Genomic DNA, 17,883 nt, shown 5'->3' with positions numbered 1-17,883 from the left:
TAACATCCTAAACTTGGCACATAGTGTTGAAATAACCATCACGGCGATGGTTATTTCAACATCACTTATTTCGTCAGCAAGGGCGTAATGCTGGGAAAGTCAAACGCCTCCTCGATATCTTTCCGCGTCATACGACAGGCTTCAGGATAATGCTCACGGTGAGTGCGCCGCAGCGGTTCAGTATCACGCCAGGTATATAAACAGCATTGGCACTGGTATACCGTCCAGATCCCTTTCACTGGCGATGTTGCCATTACTTCAATCTGCTCATCGGCACAACGTGGACAAATCATATGTCACTCCTTCGTTATCGAGTCGCCAACATGGCAGTCAGCTTTTCCACCCAGGCTTTGGCTTCAGGCAAATCTTTCACGGGCTGGCTATAGTGGCCACGGATATCCGGTGCGACTGGCGTGGTGGCATCAATGAGCAGTTTGTCGGTAATACCCGCCGGGCTTGAACTCGGATCCAGCGCCAGAACCGACATATTTGGCAGTTGAACCAGATCGCCAGCAGGATTCACTTTCGCAGACAGCGCCCACATGACCTGAGGAAGATTAAAGGGATCAACGTCTTCATCAACCATGATGACCATTTTCACATAGCCCAGGCCGTGCGGTGTCGTCATGGCGCGCAACCCTACCGCACGAGCAAACCCTCCGTATCGTTTTTTGGTGGAAATAATAGCCAGTAGTCCATGGGTGTACATCGCATTAACCGCCTGTACCTCTGGAAACTCAGCTTTTAATTGCTGATAGAGCGGTACGCAGGTTGCGGGGCCAATCAGATAATCGACCTCAGTCCAAGGCATGCCAAGGTACAGAGATTCAAAAATCAGTTTAGAGCGATAAGATACCTTATCAATTCTGACTACTGGCATATTACGGCCACCAGAATAATGCCCAGTGAACTCTCCAAACGGCCCTTCAATTTCACGCTTACGGCTTTCAATCACCCCTTCCAGAATAACTTCTGAGCCCCAGGGAACATCAAAACCGGTAAGCGGCGCAGTCGATATAGGATAAGGGCTTTCACGCAGTGCACCGGCCATTTCATATTCCGATTGATCATATTTCAGCGGCGTTGCTCCCATTAGCGTAATAATGGGGTCGTTACCGAGAGTAATCGCAATGGGTAAATCCTCGGCGCGCTCTTCTGCTTTACGAAGGTGCATGGCGATATCGTGCATCGGTACTGGTTGCAGACCCAACTTACGTTTACCCTTCACTTCCATGCGATAAATGCCGACATTTTGCTTGCCAAAATGCTCAGGATCGTCGGGATCGCGTGAAACAACGCAGGCTTTATCAAGGTAGAAGCCGCCATCAGCATCATTTAAGCGGAATAATGGCAGAAGAGAGAAAAGATTGATGTCATCCCCCTCTAATGCATTTTCTGCCCACGGTGGGTTCTCACGTCGTTCTGGTGCGACAGGAAAATTATCCCAGCGGCGAATGAACTCATCAATTTGCTGTTTTACCGGCGTATTCCCCGGTAGTCCCATCGAGATCGCATGATTCGGCCATGAACCGATTGTGTTCATCACAACGTGCGCCTCAACAAATCCTTTGATATTTGTAAAAGAAAGCGCAGGTGCACCTTCCCCGATACGTCCCGCAGCATTGGCGGCGGCGGCCAGATCGGGTTCAGCCAAAACTTCCTCATTGATGTGCAGCAGTTGACCACTTTCATCAAGTGCTTTTAAAAAGCCACGTAAATCATCAAATGCCATACTCAGATTCCTTTCTTCCGAATGTGTTGCAGAATAATTAGTCTAGTTGCTACACACGATGCTGCAAGAAACTTGCGAGTCTCCTCGCGCCTCCGATCAATAGTAGAAAAATCGGATACGCATCCTTATCTCAGTCTGGTAACGTCACTCTGGCGCAAAATAACGACCAGCAATGGTAAGATAGCGCACTCGTAGGTGATGTTTTTCATCTGTCAGTCAGTATACTTCTGGCATTCCATTTCAATGCTCAGGTGGCGAGCCATCAGCAAGGTTTACCATTAAGCCCAGTGCCATCACCTGAACGAACAAAAGCGTTAAGACTGAGTAAAATCAATATGAATGAAGCCACAGAGAAGGACTTCACCGCCCACACGCCGATGATGCAGCAGTACTTTAGGCTAAAGGCAGAGCATCCAGAAATCCTGCTGTTTTACCGCATGGGCGATTTTTACGAGCTGTTCTATGACGATGCCAAACGGGCTTCTCAACTGTTGGATATTTCGCTGACGAAACGCGGCGCTTCCGCAGGGGAACCTATCCCGATGGCGGGCGTTCCTCATCATGCTGTTGAGAACTACCTCGCCAGGCTGGTGCAAATGGGTGAATCCGTCGCGATCTGTGAACAGATCGGCGATCCGGCCACCAGCAAAGGTCCGGTAGAACGTAAAGTCGTGCGTATCGTCACGCCGGGAACCATCAGCGACGAAGCCCTGTTGCAGGAAAAGCAGGATAACCTGCTGGCAGCAATCTGGCAGGACGGTCGGGGATTCGGTTACGCCACGCTGGACATCAGCTCTGGACGCTTTCGCGTAAGTGAACCCGCCGATAGGGAAACCATGGCGGCCGAGTTACAGCGCACCAATCCAGCAGAATTACTCTACCCAGAATCCTTTGAGTCCATGGATTTGATCGAAAATCGTCATGGGCTCCGCCGTCGTCCGCTGTGGGAATTTGAACCCGATACCGCACGCCAGCAGCTTAACCTGCAATTTGGTACCCGCGATCTGACCGGTTTTGGCGTAGAGCAGGCGAAGCTCGCGCTACGGGCAGCAGGATGCCTGCTGCAATACGCGAAAGACACACAGCGTACCTCGCTGCCGCATATTCGCGGCATTACAATGGAACGCCAACAGGACGGCATTATCATGGATGCGGCCACACGCCGTAACCTTGAACTGACGCAAAACCTGTCAGGCGGCGTAGAAAATACGCTGGCTGCCGTACTGGACTGCACCGTAACGGCAATGGGCAGTCGGATGCTGAAGCGCTGGATTCACATGCCTAGCCGTGATATTGACGCGCTCAAACAACGCCAACAGGCCATCAGCGCGTTACAAGAAATCACTCCCGATCTACAGCCCTACTTGCGGCAGGTCGGCGATCTGGAACGTATTCTGGCACGCCTTGCTTTACGCACGGCACGCCCACGCGATCTCGCACGTATGCGCCATGCTTTCCAGCAGTTTCCCGCTATTCGCGAACAGCTTTCGCCATTGGAGGCCGATTCCGTTCGCCGTTTGGTCAGCCAGATTGGTCAATTTGACGAACTGCGTGATTTGCTGGAACGCGCCGTTGTCGAAGCACCGCCTGTGCTGGTACGCGACGGCGGGGTCATCGCACCGGGCTACCATGCAGAATTGGATGAGTGGCGGGCGTTAGCTGACGGTGCCAGCGATTATCTGGACCGTCTGGAAATTCGCGAACGTGAAAAACTGGGGCTTGATACGCTGAAAGTCGGCTTCAATGGTGTGCACGGCTATTACATTCAAGTTAGCCGAGGCCAGAGCCATCTGGTGCCGATCCACTACGTCCGTCGCCAGACGCTAAAAAATGCCGAACGCTATATCATTCCCGAACTAAAAGAATACGAAGACAAGGTTCTGACCTCGAAGGGTAAGGCGCTGGCGCTGGAAAAAGCACTCTACGATGAGCTTTTCGATCTGTTGCTGCCTCATCTGGCAGAGCTTCAGCAGAGTGCAACAGCGTTAGCCGAGCTGGATGTACTGGCGAACCTGGCCGAGCGTGCCGATACGTTGAATTACATCTGCCCAACGCTGAGTGATAAACCCGGCATCAAAATCACGGGCGGTCGTCACCCTGTCGTCGAACAGGTGCTGCGTGAGCCGTTTATTTCGAACCCCCTGTCGCTATCGCCACAGCGTCGTATGCTGATCATTACCGGCCCCAACATGGGAGGTAAAAGTACCTATATGCGTCAGGCTGCGCTGATTGTATTGATGGCGCATATCGGCTGCTTTGTGCCTGCGGATCTGGCAGTCATTGGCCCCGTCGATCGCATTTTCACCCGCGTAGGTGCCGCGGACGATCTGGCATCTGGCCGTTCGACGTTCATGGTAGAAATGACGGAAACGGCCAATATTCTACACAACGCCACGGAAAACAGTCTGGTGCTGATGGACGAAATCGGCCGCGGCACCTCAACCTATGACGGTTTGTCGCTAGCGTGGGCCTGCGCCGAAAATCTGGCGAACCGCATCAAAGCCATGACGTTGTTTGCAACGCACTACTTTGAGCTGACCACCCTGCCGGAAAAAATGGAAGGGGTGGTAAATGTCCATTTGGATGCGCGCGAGCACGGCGATACCATCGCCTTCATGCACAGCGTACAAGACGGTGCCGCCAGCAAAAGTTATGGCCTTGCCGTTGCCGCACTCGCGGGTGTACCGAAAGACGTGATTAAACGTGCACGTCAGAAGCTGAAGGAACTGGAAACGTTATCGAATAATGCGTCATCCAGCCATATCGATGGCGCGCAACTGGCGCTGCTGAACGCTGATGAACCGTCACCAGCGATGGAAGCACTGGAAGCCATCGATCCCGATGCGCTCACGCCACGTCAGGCGCTGGATTGGCTTTATCAGCTAAAGAAAATGCTCTAACGCGAGTCAGAATCGGGAACACCGATAGCAAAAAGGCACTGAAATAGTGCCTTTTTTTTCCAACATCACGTTAGTCTATGAATCGCAGTTTAGCTCTGCGTTCATCAAAGCTTTATTGTTACCATCAGGCACCACGGCCTTAATCATTTGCCCCTCTTCCATCGATGGAATGATGGCAAAATGAGCAGGGAGAAGAAGCAGTACCGCCTGGCCGGCTGTACTTCTTATACGAAAATATTGTCTTTCCAGCTCGGCACTATCTTCCATCACGAAGGTTTTTCCCGTCGCACAATCCGAAAACGTCGCGACATCCGCCATATAGCGGTACATCCCCTTCATCAGCATAGGCGTCTTTGGCAGCGGTTGTTCGGACACCGTTAATTGACGAGGAAGAGGCGAATTGATGGGCAGCCCCTGTTCATCCAACAGTTCCAACCCTTTAACAACCGGACGGAAGTAATGTTTTTCGCCTGAACGTTCCGTCAGCACCAGTTTATCTGCCGTGCGACGCCATTGACCATAAGAAGAGAAAACGTTCTCTCCTGGTTGGGTCGTTTTATACTGCTTAAGCAGTATAAATGTCCCATCTTTTTCCAAAAATAGTGACGTATCAACCCCTTCGCAATCAGCACAGGGTAAAACACCGCGATAACTTTGTGCCATGGGCGTAAGTGGCTCTTCCTGAACTTGTGAACGGGTATGACACCCGATCAACCCAGAAACTCCCGCAATCAACAGCACACTGATAGCCAGTTTTTTCATCATTATTCTTCTGTCCCTCTGTCCTGTTTTCCCGTTCTTACTCAATACGCTGTAACGTCCCCAACGTGTCATCATCCCTGAGTCTGAGGAATTTTCCACTCAGAAAATGCTATTTCAAGACTATTCTTATCGCCAGACAACCAGATCGTGCCGTCCTGGATCGTTGCCTGTAATGACATGGTGCGCTGAACCAGCCCGGCAAGCTGAGCCAGTTGGTTGTCATCTAAAAAACGGATCGCCAGATTTTTGTACCCGGAGACCTTATTCGATATCGCATTCCACCACACCTGTGCCGCACGCTCGCTGTAGGCATACAGCACCACGGCACGGGACTGGTTGCAGGCTTTCTTGAGCCGCTTTTCATCCGGCAGGCCTAGCTCAATCCACAGTTCCAATTCCATCGTATCATTACGTCGCCAGATTTCTGGCTCGTCATCTGCGCTAAGCCCTTTAGTAAAACGCAAATTTTCATCCGCATGACAGATCCACGCTAAAAGCCGCAACATCATGCGTTGCTCAGTTTCAGAGGGATGCTGCGCTATCGTCAGGTTCGCATCGTGGAAAAAATTCCGATCCATATCGGCAATATTGATTGCTGCTTTGTAAACCGTTGCTTTTAGTGCCATCAGTGACCTCGTTTTTATTCCCCCCTAGTTTACTTGAGTTAGCGTCATCCTCACAGTAAAGGTGATATCCGCCACGTAACCGATAGATTAGGTCTCTAAGGACTACTGATATCCTGTTAATGCCTATGCTATAGTCGGTTTGATAAATAGAGTTTATCTTCGTAGGCTTACAACATCGCGCGCACAACGAGTGATGATGCATGAATATCTACCGAGCTAAGCTTTTAAGGGAGGATATAGTGCAAGAATACTGTGAATTAGTACGTCGCTTATACGCAGAGATCGCCAGTGGCGATCTGGGCTATATACCCGATTCGCTGGGTTGTGTTTTGAAAACCCTGGATGGCATTGCTGCGAATGAGGCGCTGCCATCCTCCGTCAGGGAACAGGCCGCTTTTGCCGCCGCTAACTTATTGGTGAGTGATTATGTCAATGAGTAATGAATATCAACCCATCAACTGTGATGATTACGACAGCCTGGAAGCCACCTGTCAGCAGAGCCTGACGCTGACGCTGGAACTACGTAATGGTGAAGTTGTGACCGGTAAAGCCAGTGACATGATCTCACGTAAGCAGATCGAATATCTGGTGATTGAAGCCTCTGGCGCAACACGCGAACTGCGTCTCGACCACATCGTCAGTTTCAGCCATCCTGAAATCGGGAAAATCGTCGTCAGCGAATCCTGACAAACCTCCCCTTCCGTTTAGCGGCAAACGCTGAAGAAATGCTTCACAAACGGACAACGCAGCTTGTCCGTTTTTATTTTGAGCCCAGCCCGCATCAGTTTTTCCCCTAGGCTTATTTTTCCCACGTAATGTGCCACACAGGCTGATGTTCTCTCACCTGCCCTTCTTGCGTTACAAATCGCCCAATGGCAGCAATCAGTTGCTCGTTGTAGAACACCAGCGGCGTCCGGTCACGCCACCAGGGCGGAACATCCAGCTCCTGCCAGAGTTTCTTGATTTTCCGCCCGTGTGCTCTGCCAACAATATGCACGGTTCCACTGGTCGAGAAACGAATACTCACCACTTCACCATTTTCCGGTGCACGAACCGCTATCCCACCATCGGTCAGCAACAGCATACCCAAGTTGTCAGGGAGAGATAGCGGGCATGACGTTAGTTGCCACGGCAGAATGCGGTCTTTTAGCGACGGCATCAGCGGTAGCAGGTAAAGATGTTGGCGAAAACGACGGATCTGCATCTGATTCAACTGCAATACAGGTTCCGCATCCTGACGGCTCGTCGCAACCTCATCCCACAGCCGTTGCAACTGCTCGCGCGCAGGCATAGTCGTCCCTTGCTGCGCCAGCCAGCGCCGCAGTAGCGCAAAGCGCCGCACCGGGCTTAGCGGCAGCAGACCGTCAATACTGATCGCACCGTCCGGTTGACACAGCGCCAGCAGTGATTCTTCCAGCAACTCGTCGAGCAATTGTTCCTGTTCGGCACAAAGCTGGGCGCTACGCGCCACGGCGGAAGCGAAATGCGGCCAGCGCTGCGTCAGTCGCGGTAAGATCTGACGGCGTAGAAAATTACGGTCAAAACGCTCATCCTGATTGCTGTCGTCTTCAATCCAGTGAAGCTGATGCCGCTGCGCATAGGCTTCCAACTGGAGACGGGAAAACCCCAACAGCGGACGAATGAGGCGATAATGACCCAGCGTACTTTGCGCTGCCATTGCAGACAACCCGGCAGGCCCGCTGCCGCGTTTAAGCGCCAGTAAAAAGGTTTCGCTCTGGTCATCAAGGTGCTGCGCCGTCAACAGCGTTTCCCCTTCTTGCAGATGTGCTTGTAGCGCCCGATAACGCGCCGTTCTGGCCGCCGCTTCAATACCGCCGTTCTGCGCCTCAACCGTCACAGCCAATGAGGCAAACGGCACCTGCCAGTGTTCACACTGCTGGCGACAATGTTCAGCCCAGCTATCTGCCAGCGGATTTAAGCCGTGGTGGATGTAAGCCGCGCGAATAGCCAGCCCAGAGCGTTGACGCGCAGCCACTAGCAGATGCAGCAACACGCTGGAGTCCATACCACCACTGTAGGCCAGCAGGATCGACCCGCATCCGGCCGTTTGCGTTACGATCGTCTGGAGCAATCCATCGTCAGGTTCAGTGCAGTTCACGGCATCAGATCTCATACAGTTCTAAGGGCAAGCCGTCAGGATCGGAGAAGAACGTGAAGCGCTGCTGCGTTTCAGGATCAATCCTTACGGGTTCGCAGGCGACATCAGTCTGCATCAAAGAGGCAATGGCCTGTTCAACGTCCGCCACGGCAAAAGCCAGATGACGTAGACCACATGCCTCCGGCCGACTGACACGTTCAGGTGGATGTGGGAAAGAAAATAGCTCAATGGTGTAACGCCCATTCAGCGAGAGATCCCCTTTCCACGACTGCCGCGCTGCACGGTAGACCTCATGGTTTAGCGTGAATCCCAGCACATCACAATAAAATGCCTTGCTGCGTTCATAGTCAGAGGCAATTACCGCAATGTGGTGTACATCGAGCAATTTCAGCATTGTTTTCCCCTCATAGCAAAAAATCCGCTGTCATTGCTGACAACGGATTTTCAGAGTAACGCCAGAATAGCCTGATTGATGACACTGTAATCAATCAGACAATCACGTCATCAGCAGTAACCATAGTTCATCAGACGCTGATAACGGCGGTTCAACAGTTCTTCTTCCGTCAGACCATCGAGGTCGAGCAGATCGGCCAGCAGTTGCGTTTTCAGTGACTCGGCCATTACCGGAACGTTACGGTGCGCCGAACCCAGCGGCTCAGGGATCACGGTATCGATCAGTTTCAGCTCTTTCAGGCGCGGCGCGATAATGCCCATGGCTTCAGCCGCCAATGGTGCCTTGTCCGCACTCTTCCACAGGATGGACGCACAACCTTCCGGTGAAATAACAGAGTAGGTGCTGTACTGCAACATGTTGACCTTGTCGCCCACGCCAATAGCCAACGCACCACCGGAACCACCTTCGCCGATAACGGTACAGATGATTGGCACACGCAGCGTCGACATTTCACGCAGATTGCGCGCGATAGCTTCAGACTGACCACGTTCTTCTGCGCCCACGCCCGGATAAGCGCCCGGCGTGTCGATAAAGGTGATAATCGGCATCTTGAAGCGATCGGCCATTTCCATCAGGCGCAGCGCTTTGCGATACCCTTCCGGTGCAGGCATCCCGAAATTACGGCGAATCTTTTCTTTGGTTTCACGTCCTTTCTGATGACCAATGATCATCACCGGACGCCCATCCAAACGGGCAATCCCGCCGACAATGGCTTTGTCATCAGCATAGGCACGATCGCCCGCCAATTCATCAAAGTCGGTAAAGATGTGCTTAATATAATCAAGCGTATAAGGACGTTGCGGATGGCGCGCTAATTGCGCAACCTGCCAGGCACCCAAATCGGCGAAGATTTTGCGCGTCAGTTCAACGCTCTTCTCACGCAGACGCTGGACTTCTTCGTCCAGGTTAATATCTAATTTTTCGTCTTGACGGCTGACTGCGGTCAGCGAGTCAATTTTCGCTTCCAACTCTGCAATCGGCTGCTCAAAATCAAGAAAATTCAGACTCATAGTATTCCTATATTAGTCAAATTCCAGTTCCACCTGCTCATTACCCACTAATGTGCGCAGCTCGTTCAGTAGCGTATCGGCAGGCGTTACACGCCATGCTGCGCCGAAACGTAGTCGGGCGCGCGCATCTTCACGCTGGTAATAGAGATGCACTGGGATCGTCCCCGATCGATGGGGTTCCAACGATTGGCGGAGACGGTTTAATAGCTGGTCATCAATTTGCCTGTCAGTCAGCGAGATAGCAAGCCCGCGCGCGTATTTTTCCCGCGCTTCACTGATATCCATTAACTCTCGGACGGTCATTTTAAGCCCGCCGCTGAAGTCATCAAAGCTGACCTGTCCACTGGCGATAAGGATACGGTCTTTCTCAAGTAAATGCTGATATTTTTCCAATGCATCGGTAAACAGCATAATCTCAAGCCGACCGGAACGATCGTCCAATGTACAGACACCAATACGGTTACCCCGTTTGGTGACCATGACGCGAGCCGCCAACACCAGCCCAACGGCAGTGGTCATTTTACCCCGATCCGTCGGGTGCATATCTTTCAAACGCACACCACCGGCATAGCGTTCAATTTCCTTAATATATTGCGTGATCGGGTGACCGGTCAGATACAGCCCCAACGTCTCCCGCTCACCATCCAACACGACCTGCTCCGGCCACGGTGGCACGGTACTGTAGGATTGCTCCACCTGCTCAGGCGCATCGGCCAGCACGCCGAACATATCCACCTGACCAATGGCTTCCGCTTTAGCATGCTGATCGGCAGCCTTCAGCGCATCAGCCAATGAGTTCATCAGCGCGGCGCGATGCGGCCCAAGACGGTCAAACGCCCCAGACATAATCAGCTTTTCCAGCACACGGCGGTTCAGCTTTTTAATGTCAGTACGCGCGCAGAGGTCAAACAGCTCTCTAAAATAGCCGCCCTGATTACGCGCTTCAATAATCGCCTCAATCGGACCTTCACCGACGCCTTTAATCGCGCCAATGCCGTAAACAATCTCGCCATCGTCGTTAACGTGGAAGTGGTACAGGCCACTGTTGATGTCCGGGGGCAGGATTTTTAACCCCATCCGCCAGCATTCATCAACCAGCCCCACCACCTTATCCGTGTTGTCCATATCGGCCGTCATCACCGCCGCCATGAATTCAGCCGGATAGTGCGCTTTCAGCCACAGCGTTTGGTAAGACACCAGCGCATAAGCCGCGGAGTGTGATTTATTAAAGCCGTAACCGGCGAATTTTTCCACCAGGTCGAAAATCTTAACCGCCAATTCGCCGTTCACGCCGCGCGATTTGGCACCATCTTCAAAGCCACCTCGCTGCTTCGCCATCTCGACGGGGTTCTTTTTCCCCATCGCACGACGCAGCATATCCGCGCCGCCCAGCGTATAGCCCGCCAAAACCTGCGCGATCTGCATCACCTGTTCCTGATACAGGATGATGCCGTAGGTCGGCTCCAGTACAGGCTTGAGAGACTCGTGCTGCCATTCGATATCAGGATATGAAATCGCTTCACGCCCATGCTTACGGTCGATGAAGTTGTCCACCATACCGGATTGCAGCGGACCGGGGCGGAACAACGCCACCAGTGCGATCATATCTTCAAAACAGTCAGGCTTCAGACGCTTGATCAGGTCTTTCATGCCGCGTGATTCAAGTTGGAATACCGCCGTGGTTTCCGAGCGTTGCAGCATGTCGAAGCTTTTCTTATCGTCGAGCGGGATCGCGGCGATATCAATCGGTTCCTGACCTTGCTTCGCACGACGGGCGTTGATCATCTCCAGTGCCCAGTCGATGATGGTCAATGTACGCAGGCCAAGGAAGTCGAATTTCACCAGCCCGGCATATTCCACATCGTTTTTATCAAACTGAGTAACCGGATGGTTCCCTTCCGAATCACAATACAGCGGCGCGAAGTCAGTAATCTTGGTGGGGGATATCACCACCCCGCCAGCATGTTTACCGGCGTTACGCGTGACCCCTTCAAGTTTGCGGGCCATATCGATAAGGGCCTTAACTTCCTCATCGGCTTCATAAATTTCTGGCAACTGCGGCTCGGCTGCAAACGCCTTTTCCAGCGTCATGCCCGGATCGGGCGGCACCAGTTTTGAAATACGATCGACAAACCCATAAGGGTGTCCGAGCACGCGCCCGACGTCACGAATCACCGCTTTAGCCGCCATCGTACCAAAGGTAATAATCTGCGAGACCGCATCACGCCCGTACATTTCCGCGACGTGATCGATAACCTTGTCGCGTTTTTCCATACAGAAATCGACATCGAAGTCAGGCATGGAGACACGTTCAGGGTTGAGGAAGCGTTCGAACAGCAGGTCGAACTCCAGCGGGTCTAGATCGGTAATTTTCAGCGCGTAGGCGACCAATGAGCCCGCACCGGAACCACGTCCTGGACCAACAGGCACATCGTTATCCTTCGACCACTGGATAAACTCCATGACGATCAGGAAGTAGCCAGGAAACCCCATTTGGTTGATAACGCCCAGCTCAATATCCAGACGCTCATCATATTCCAGCCGACGAGCCGCACGCACTTCCGGGTCAGGGAACAGGAATTCGAGACGATCCTCTAACCCTTTTTTCGAGCACTGAACCAGAAAATCTGCGGTGCTCATCTCACCCGTAGGGAACTGCGGCAGAAAATATTCACCCAAGCGGATCGTTACGTTACAGCGCTTAGCAATTTCAACGCTGTTCACTAGCGCTTCGGGGATATCGGCAAACAGCTCGCACATTTCCTCTTCCGAGCGCATGTACTGCTGCGGGCTGTAATGACGTGGGCGTTTGGGATCGTCAAGCGTGTAGCCATCGTGAATGGCTACACGGATTTCGTGAGCATCAAAATCATCAGTGCTGATAAAGCACACTTCATTAGTCGCTACAACGGGTAACCCGTACTTGGTTGCCAACTCCACGGCTGAATGTATGTAGCTTTCTTCATCAGGGCGCGATGTACGGGTCAGTTCCAGATAATAACGCTGGGGGAAGTGTTCCTGATAGAACGCCACACACTGTTCAGCCTGTGCCTGATTACCACGCAGCAAAAACCGGCCAACATCACCCCGGCGGCCACCAGACAGAAGAATCAGCCCTTCCTGATGTTCAATCAGCCAATCGCGGTCAATCGTCGGCCCGGCAGCACCATAGCCACGTTGGTAAGCATGGGAAATCAGCAGCGTGAGATTCTGGTAACCTTCATTGTTCATGGCAAGCACCGTGAGATGCGCCAGTTCATCTCCTAATTCATCGCTTTCGACATAGAAGTCTGCGCCGATGATAGGTTTGACCCCCGCACCATGCGCGCCGCCATAAAATTTAACCAGACCACACAGGTTGGTAAAATCGGTAATCGCCAGCGCTGGCATACCGAGCGCCGCCGCTTTTTTTACCAGCGGACCGACTTTGGCCAGCCCATCGATCATGGAATAGTCACTGTGAACACGCAGGTGAACAAAACGTGGTTCGGCCATATCCAGATCCCAGAATTTATCGAGTAGTCAGCGTTGTGATAGTGATATCACAACACAGAGGATGAATGATGATGTTTTACGCCAGCCCTAATGCACGCTTGACTGGCGCGAAGCTCCGACGGTGAAACTCAGTGGCACCCAGTGCGGCCAGTTTCTCCAGATGAAAAGCCGTTGGGTAGCCTTTGTGTTGGGCAAAACCATAAGCGGGGAAGCGTTGATCCAACTCAACCATCTCACGATCGCGGGTGACTTTCGCCATGATCGACGCCGCACTGATCTCTGCCACACGACTGTCGCCTTTAACCACCGCCTGAGCACGCATCGGCAATGCTGGGCAACGGTTGCCGTCAATAAGAACAAAGTCCGGCACGATAGACAACCCAGCCACCGCACGCTGCATCGCTAGCATCGTAGCATGCAGGATATTCAGTTGGTCAATCTCTTCCGGTTCGGCACGACCAAGGCTCCACGCCAGCGCCTTTTCGTTGATTTCATCATAGAGCGCCAGCCGGCGTTTTTCACTCAACTTTTTGGAATCCGCCAGCCCGACAATCGGTCGGGTCGGGTCAAGGATCACCGCCGCCGTCACGACAGCACCAACCAAAGGGCCACGGCCTACTTCATCAACGCCAGCGATACAGGTCGCCTGCGGGTAAATAAATATTTCGCTCATGGTTTTATTAATATGCTTTTATTAACAAGGATTTACTAATTCCAGTACCGCCTGAGCCGCTTGCTCATCGGCGTTACAGCGGATCTGCTGATGCAAATCCACAAACGTTGTGCGTAATTCAGCCATTTTATCCGTCTCGGCAAACAGCGGCAGCAGCGCAGCCGCGAGCTTATCCGGCGTACAATCAGTCTGTAGCAACTCCGTCACCAGCTCACGCCCAGCCAGCAAATTCGGCAACGACACCCACGGTGTTTTGACCAAACGCTGTGCCAACCAGAAGGTAAAAGGCTTCATGCGGTAACCCACAACCATCGGGCATTTCGCCAGCATACACTCCAGCGCAGCCGTGCCGGATGCCAACAGTGCCGCATCGCTGGCAATCATGGCTTCACGCGCCTGCCCATCCAGCAGATGTACACGCAGGTCGGGGGCCACACTATTTTTTATCCGCTCGAACTGTTCACGCCGTTTGCTGTTCACCAACGGAACCACGATTTCCAGATCGGGAAAATTCTGGCGTAATAGCACGGCAGTATTGAGGAAATCCGCGCTAAGCATTTCAACTTCGGCACCACGACTGCCCGGCAGCAGTGCCAGACAATGCACATCGGGCGCAATACCCAGCATCGCGCGTGCTGCCAGCTTATCGGGATGCAGCGGCATTGCATCAGCCATCGTATGGCCGATAAAGCGACAAGGTACATTGAAACGATCGTAAAACGCTTTTTCAAAAGGCAAGAAGGCCAGCACCAGATTAGTCGCTTTACCTATTTTGAAAACGCGTTTTTGACGCCATGCCCACACGGACGGGCTGACATAGTGAATGGTATTGATACCACGCAGCTTGAGGTTACCCTCCAGCGTGATATTAAAATCAGGTGCATCAATGCCCACGAAGACATCAGGCTGAAGTTCGCTAAAACGTTGGGTTAAATCTCGCCGAATTTTCAGCAGACGAGGAAGGCGTCCGAGCACTTCAACAATGCCCATGACGGCCAGCTCTTCCATTTCGTACCAGGCTTCACAGCCTTCAGCCTGCATACGCGGCCCGGCTACGCCGACAAACCGCGCATTCGGTACCTTTTCTTTTAGCGCCCGGATCAGACCTGCGCCCAGGATGTCGCCGGAAGTTTCTCCGGCGACTAGCCCAATAGTCAAAGGACGTGATGACATGGATTAACGAATGATGCCGCGAGTAGAACGCGCGAAGAAATCGGTAAATGCCTGCACCGCCGGGTGTTCAGCCGCCAGCGCTTCGATTTCCGGTTTTACCTCATCCAGCGTTTTACCGCTACGATAGAGCAGCTTGTATGCATTACGGATCGCATGCAGCGTTTCTTTTTCGAATCCACGACGTTTCAAGCCTTCAATGTTCAGACCAAACGGCGTGGCATGGTTACCCTGCGCAATAACATACGGAGGCACGTCTTGCGCTACACCAGAGCACCCACCAACCATAACGTGAGCACCGATAATGCAGAACTGGTGTACCGCAGTCATTCCGCCAATAATCGCAAAATCATCGACGGAAACGTGGCCACCCAGCGTCGCATTATTCGCCAGAATACAGCGATTGCCCACTACACAGTCGTGTGCGATATGCGTGTTGATCATCAACAAGTTATCGCTACCGACTTTAGTCAACCCACCGCCCTGCGTCGTGCCACGATGAATGGTGACACTTTCACGGATACGGTTACGATCGCCAATTTCAACGCGGGTCGGTTCCCCAGCATATTTGAGATCCTGGTTCACTTCACCAATTGACGTGAACTGATAGATTTCGTTGTCGCGACCAATTTTAGTGACGCCATTGACGACGACATGCGATTTCAGCACCGTCCCTGCACCGATCTCAACTTGAGAACCGATGTAGCAGAAAGGGCCAATATGAACACCAGCGCCAATAATGGCACCGTCTTCAACAATCGAACTAGGATGAATAAAGGCGGTTTGATCAATCACGTTATCAGGACTCCCGACGACGAGCACACATCATTGACGCTTCACAGGCCACTTCGCCATCAACTTTGGCAACACCTTTAAAGCGCGCAACGCCGCGGCGCTCTTTAATGAATTCAACTTCAAGGATCATTTGATCGCCTGGCTGTACCGGGCGCTTAAAGCGCGCTTCGTCAACAGCGGCGAAGTAATACAGCTCACCCGGCTCCAGTTTACCCACGCTTTTAAACGCCAGAATACCCGTAGCCTGAGCCATGGCTTCCAGAATCAACACGCCGGGGAAAATCGGTTTACCCGGGAAATGCCCTTGGAAGAAGGGTTCGTTAAAAGAGACGTTTTTCACCGCCCGCAGAAACTTCCCTTCTTCAAAATCCAGTACCCGATCAACCAGCAAAAATGGGAAACGGTGCGGTAATAATTCTAAAATCTCTTCAATATTCAGAGTATGAGTGTCAGTAGTCAAAATACTCTTCCTGTCCATAAAAAACTGATGCCATCAACAACACGGCCTGCGCAGACCCTAAATTAGGTGTCTTCAGGCAGGCCGCAAATAAAACGCGAGTGATTAAACGTTATCGACTTTTCGTTCAACGGCTTTTAACCGTTTGCTTATCTCATCAATATTCATCACCAGCGCTGCAGTTTTGCGCCATACTTTATTGGGTTGCAAAGGAATACCCGAAGAGTATACCCCAGGTTCAGTGATTGGTCGCATGACCATCCCCATCCCCGTTACCGTCACTTTATCGCAGATCTCCATGTGCCCGTTAATCACGCTAGCACCGCCGATCATGCAATAACGGCCAATTTTCAAGCTCCCCGCCATAATGACGCCACCCGCGACCGCGGTATTGTCGCCAATCACGACGTTGTGCGCAATCTGACATTGGTTATCAATGATAACACCATTGCCAATGACCGTATCATCCAACGCACCACGATCGATAGTCGTGCTCGCACCAATCTCAACCCGATCGCCAATTCTGACCGTTCCCAACTGCGGGATCTTCACCCAGTTGCCACGATCGTTGGCATAGCCAAAGCCGTCAGAACCGATCACCGTGCCAGACTGGATCAGACACTGTTCACCAAGCTCAACGCGGTGGTAAATCGTTACATTTGCCCACAAACGGGTGCCGGCACCAATGCGGGCGTTTTTACCGACAAAACAGCCGGGGCCGATGACAACACCATCACCCAACTGAGCGCCAGATTCGATGACAGCATTTGCACCAACGGATACCTGCTGACCCAGCGTCGCATCGGGAGCAATGACGGCACTCGGGGCGATATCGGTTGCCGGTTGCGGCGTCGTATCCAGCAACTGAGCCATGCGCGCATAGGTCAGATAAGGATTTTTCACTACCAGCGCAGCAACCTGACAGTAAGGTAAATCTGCTTCCGTCAGCACGACGACAGACGCTTGTGTCTCGGCCAGTTGCTCACGGTAACGACTGTCAGAAAGAAACGTAATTTGCCCAGTTTTTGCCGAATGCATAGACGCCACACCGGTGATGACGATATCGCCATCACCGTGTAATTGTGCATCCAACTGTTGAGCTAACGCGTCCAGTCGAATCGAATACATGTATTATTTAACCTGTTTCAGCACATCAGCAGTAATATCTTTAGCATTGGCGACATACGCAACGGCGTTAGCGTCAATCACAACATCATAGCCTTCTTTAGTTGCAACAGCTTTCACAGCATCCTGAATACGGCTCAGAATTTTGTTACGTTCTTCACCCTGACGACGACGGTTGTCCTGCTCAAAAGCCTGCGCTTTCGTAGAGAACTGCTCGCGCTGTGCCATGACGTCTTTTTCCATTTTGCTGCGTTCGCTCGCTTTCATGGTAGAACCATCACGCTGCAACTTCTGCATCTTGCCTTGCAAATCGTTTTCCATCGATTGCAGCTCAGAAGCACGACCTTTGAACTCGTTTTCCAGTTGCTTGCCAACGGTTTCACGCTGTGGCAACTGTTGGAAGATGCTGGAAACGTTAACAACGGCAATCTTGTCAGCAGCCTGAACGCTGGCTGAAGCAGCCAATGCTAAACCGAGGCCTGCGGCACATAACCACTTTTTCACTATAAACTCCTCAACCTAACCTAATTTGTGTCTTAACACTTTAATGATGGGCATCGCGCCA

At 52.2% G+C, this 17,883-nt stretch carries 17 protein-coding genes; 3 read left to right on the top strand and 14 right to left on the bottom strand.

Features of this window, described 5'->3' with window-relative positions:
* Window positions 1-65: 65 nt before the first annotated feature.
* Window positions 66-293: a non-oxidative hydroxyarylic acid decarboxylases subunit D gene (locus A8F97_RS01985; RefSeq protein WP_014700891.1), complete on the bottom strand. Its 228-nt coding sequence runs from the start codon at window positions 291-293 to the stop codon at window positions 66-68.
* A 14-nt stretch (window positions 294-307) separates the two neighbouring features.
* Window positions 308-1,732 carry a non-oxidative hydroxyarylic acid decarboxylases subunit C gene (locus A8F97_RS01980; protein WP_014700892.1) on the bottom strand — a complete coding sequence of 475 codons (1,425 nt, stop codon included), beginning with the start codon at window positions 1,730-1,732 and terminating at the stop codon, window positions 308-310.
* A gap of 335 nt (window positions 1,733-2,067) precedes the next feature.
* Between A8F97_RS01980 and mutS the strand changes: the two genes are divergently transcribed.
* Window positions 2,068-4,632, top strand: a complete 2,565-nt coding sequence (gene mutS / locus A8F97_RS01975; RefSeq protein ID WP_033071844.1) for a DNA mismatch repair protein MutS — start codon at window positions 2,068-2,070, stop codon at window positions 4,630-4,632.
* A 75-nt stretch (window positions 4,633-4,707) separates the two neighbouring features.
* Here mutS and nlpE read toward each other — a convergent pair whose 3' ends face one another.
* Both nlpE and A8F97_RS01965 read right to left on the bottom strand, forming a co-directional pair.
* On the bottom strand, window positions 4,708-5,397 hold the full coding sequence (gene nlpE, locus A8F97_RS01970) for an envelope stress response activation lipoprotein NlpE (RefSeq protein WP_014700894.1): 690 nt from the start codon (window positions 5,395-5,397) through the stop codon (window positions 4,708-4,710).
* Between the two features lie 68 nt (window positions 5,398-5,465).
* Window positions 5,466-6,020 carry a YaeQ family protein gene (locus tag A8F97_RS01965; RefSeq protein WP_033071845.1) on the bottom strand — a complete coding sequence of 185 codons (555 nt, stop codon included), beginning with the start codon at window positions 6,018-6,020 and terminating at the stop codon, window positions 5,466-5,468.
* A gap of 239 nt (window positions 6,021-6,259) precedes the next feature.
* On the opposite strand from A8F97_RS01965, the gene A8F97_RS01960 reads away from it, so the two are divergent.
* Window positions 6,260-6,460, top strand: a complete 201-nt coding sequence (locus A8F97_RS01960) for a YaeP family protein (RefSeq protein WP_015731006.1) — start codon at window positions 6,260-6,262, stop codon at window positions 6,458-6,460.
* Window positions 6,447-6,707 carry a Rho-binding antiterminator gene (gene rof, locus A8F97_RS01955; protein ID WP_014700896.1) on the top strand — a complete coding sequence of 87 codons (261 nt, stop codon included), beginning with the start codon at window positions 6,447-6,449 and terminating at the stop codon, window positions 6,705-6,707. Before A8F97_RS01960 ends, rof begins: the two co-directional genes overlap by 14 nt.
* Before the next feature lie 112 nt (window positions 6,708-6,819).
* Here rof and tilS read toward each other — a convergent pair whose 3' ends face one another.
* The 10 genes from tilS to skp form a co-directional block, all read right to left on the bottom strand.
* Window positions 6,820-8,154 (bottom strand): tRNA lysidine(34) synthetase TilS, encoded by a 1,335-nt coding sequence (gene tilS / locus A8F97_RS01950; protein ID WP_033071846.1) that lies wholly within the window; start codon window positions 8,152-8,154, stop codon window positions 6,820-6,822.
* Window positions 8,144-8,533 (bottom strand): VOC family protein, encoded by a 390-nt coding sequence (locus A8F97_RS01945; protein ID WP_014700898.1) that lies wholly within the window; start codon window positions 8,531-8,533, stop codon window positions 8,144-8,146. The genes tilS and A8F97_RS01945 overlap by 11 nt, the downstream gene beginning before the upstream one ends.
* Window positions 8,534-8,643: 110 nt before the next feature.
* Window positions 8,644-9,603: an acetyl-CoA carboxylase carboxyl transferase subunit alpha gene (gene accA, locus A8F97_RS01940; RefSeq protein WP_014700899.1), complete on the bottom strand. Its 960-nt coding sequence runs from the start codon at window positions 9,601-9,603 to the stop codon at window positions 8,644-8,646.
* A gap of 12 nt (window positions 9,604-9,615) precedes the next feature.
* The gene (dnaE, locus tag A8F97_RS01935) at window positions 9,616-13,098 is read right to left on the bottom strand and encodes a DNA polymerase III subunit alpha (RefSeq protein WP_015731008.1); all 3,483 of its coding nucleotides are present in this window, start codon (window positions 13,096-13,098) and stop codon (window positions 9,616-9,618) included.
* Between the two features lie 76 nt (window positions 13,099-13,174).
* Window positions 13,175-13,771 carry a ribonuclease HII gene (rnhB, locus tag A8F97_RS01930; RefSeq protein WP_014700901.1) on the bottom strand — a complete coding sequence of 199 codons (597 nt, stop codon included), beginning with the start codon at window positions 13,769-13,771 and terminating at the stop codon, window positions 13,175-13,177.
* A 21-nt stretch (window positions 13,772-13,792) separates the two neighbouring features.
* Window positions 13,793-14,944, bottom strand: a complete 1,152-nt coding sequence (gene lpxB / locus A8F97_RS01925; RefSeq protein ID WP_025918803.1) for a lipid-A-disaccharide synthase — start codon at window positions 14,942-14,944, stop codon at window positions 13,793-13,795.
* 3 nt (window positions 14,945-14,947) lie between these two features.
* Window positions 14,948-15,736, bottom strand: coding sequence for an acyl-ACP--UDP-N-acetylglucosamine O-acyltransferase (gene lpxA / locus A8F97_RS01920; protein WP_014700903.1), 789 nt, complete (start codon window positions 15,734-15,736; stop codon window positions 14,948-14,950).
* Between the two features lie 4 nt (window positions 15,737-15,740).
* Window positions 15,741-16,214 (bottom strand): 3-hydroxyacyl-ACP dehydratase FabZ, encoded by a 474-nt coding sequence (fabZ, locus tag A8F97_RS01915; protein WP_170309992.1) that lies wholly within the window; start codon window positions 16,212-16,214, stop codon window positions 15,741-15,743.
* Between the two features lie 84 nt (window positions 16,215-16,298).
* On the bottom strand, window positions 16,299-17,321 hold the full coding sequence (gene lpxD, locus A8F97_RS01910) for a UDP-3-O-(3-hydroxymyristoyl)glucosamine N-acyltransferase (protein WP_014700904.1): 1,023 nt from the start codon (window positions 17,319-17,321) through the stop codon (window positions 16,299-16,301).
* Window positions 17,322-17,324: 3 nt separating this feature from the next.
* A complete protein-coding gene (skp, locus tag A8F97_RS01905) occupies window positions 17,325-17,822 on the bottom strand; it encodes a molecular chaperone Skp (RefSeq protein ID WP_014700905.1) in 498 nt (165 codons plus the stop codon).
* Window positions 17,823-17,883: the final 61 nt, after the last annotated feature.

The sequence above is a fragment of the Pectobacterium parmentieri genome, assembly GCF_001742145.1.
Lineage (GTDB): Bacteria > Pseudomonadota > Gammaproteobacteria > Enterobacterales > Enterobacteriaceae > Pectobacterium > Pectobacterium parmentieri.
Note: the sequence above shows the minus strand (reverse complement) of the source record. Positions and strands in the feature narration are given on the sequence as shown.

Bases quoted from the DNA above. Each gene is read 5' to 3' on its own strand.
- rnhB (WP_014700901.1), bottom strand. From the start codon at position 13,771: ATGAGCGAAATATTTATTTACCCGCAGGCGACCTGTATCGCTGGCGTT.
- A8F97_RS01965 (WP_033071845.1), bottom strand. From the start codon at position 6,020: ATGGCACTAAAAGCAACGGTTTACAAAGCAGCAATCAATATTGCCGAT.
- lpxB (WP_025918803.1), bottom strand. From the start codon at position 14,944: ATGTCATCACGTCCTTTGACTATTGGGCTAGTCGCCGGAGAAACTTCC.
- rof (WP_014700896.1), top strand. From the start codon at position 6,447: ATGTCAATGAGTAATGAATATCAACCCATCAACTGTGATGATTACGAC.
- A8F97_RS01945 (WP_014700898.1), bottom strand. From the start codon at position 8,533: ATGCTGAAATTGCTCGATGTACACCACATTGCGGTAATTGCCTCTGAC.
- tilS (WP_033071846.1), bottom strand. From the start codon at position 8,154: ATGAGATCTGATGCCGTGAACTGCACTGAACCTGACGATGGATTGCTC.
- accA (WP_014700899.1), bottom strand. From the start codon at position 9,603: ATGAGTCTGAATTTTCTTGATTTTGAGCAGCCGATTGCAGAGTTGGAA.
- fabZ (WP_170309992.1), bottom strand. From the start codon at position 16,214: ATGGACAGGAAGAGTATTTTGACTACTGACACTCATACTCTGAATATT.
- dnaE (WP_015731008.1), bottom strand. From the start codon at position 13,098: ATGGCCGAACCACGTTTTGTTCACCTGCGTGTTCACAGTGACTATTCC.
- lpxD (WP_014700904.1), bottom strand. From the start codon at position 17,321: ATGTATTCGATTCGACTGGACGCGTTAGCTCAACAGTTGGATGCACAA.
- mutS (WP_033071844.1), top strand. From the start codon at position 2,068: ATGAATGAAGCCACAGAGAAGGACTTCACCGCCCACACGCCGATGATG.
- A8F97_RS01980 (WP_014700892.1), bottom strand. From the start codon at position 1,732: ATGGCATTTGATGATTTACGTGGCTTTTTAAAAGCACTTGATGAAAGT.
- nlpE (WP_014700894.1), bottom strand. From the start codon at position 5,397: ATGATGAAAAAACTGGCTATCAGTGTGCTGTTGATTGCGGGAGTTTCT.
- A8F97_RS01985 (WP_014700891.1), bottom strand. From the start codon at position 293: ATGATTTGTCCACGTTGTGCCGATGAGCAGATTGAAGTAATGGCAACA.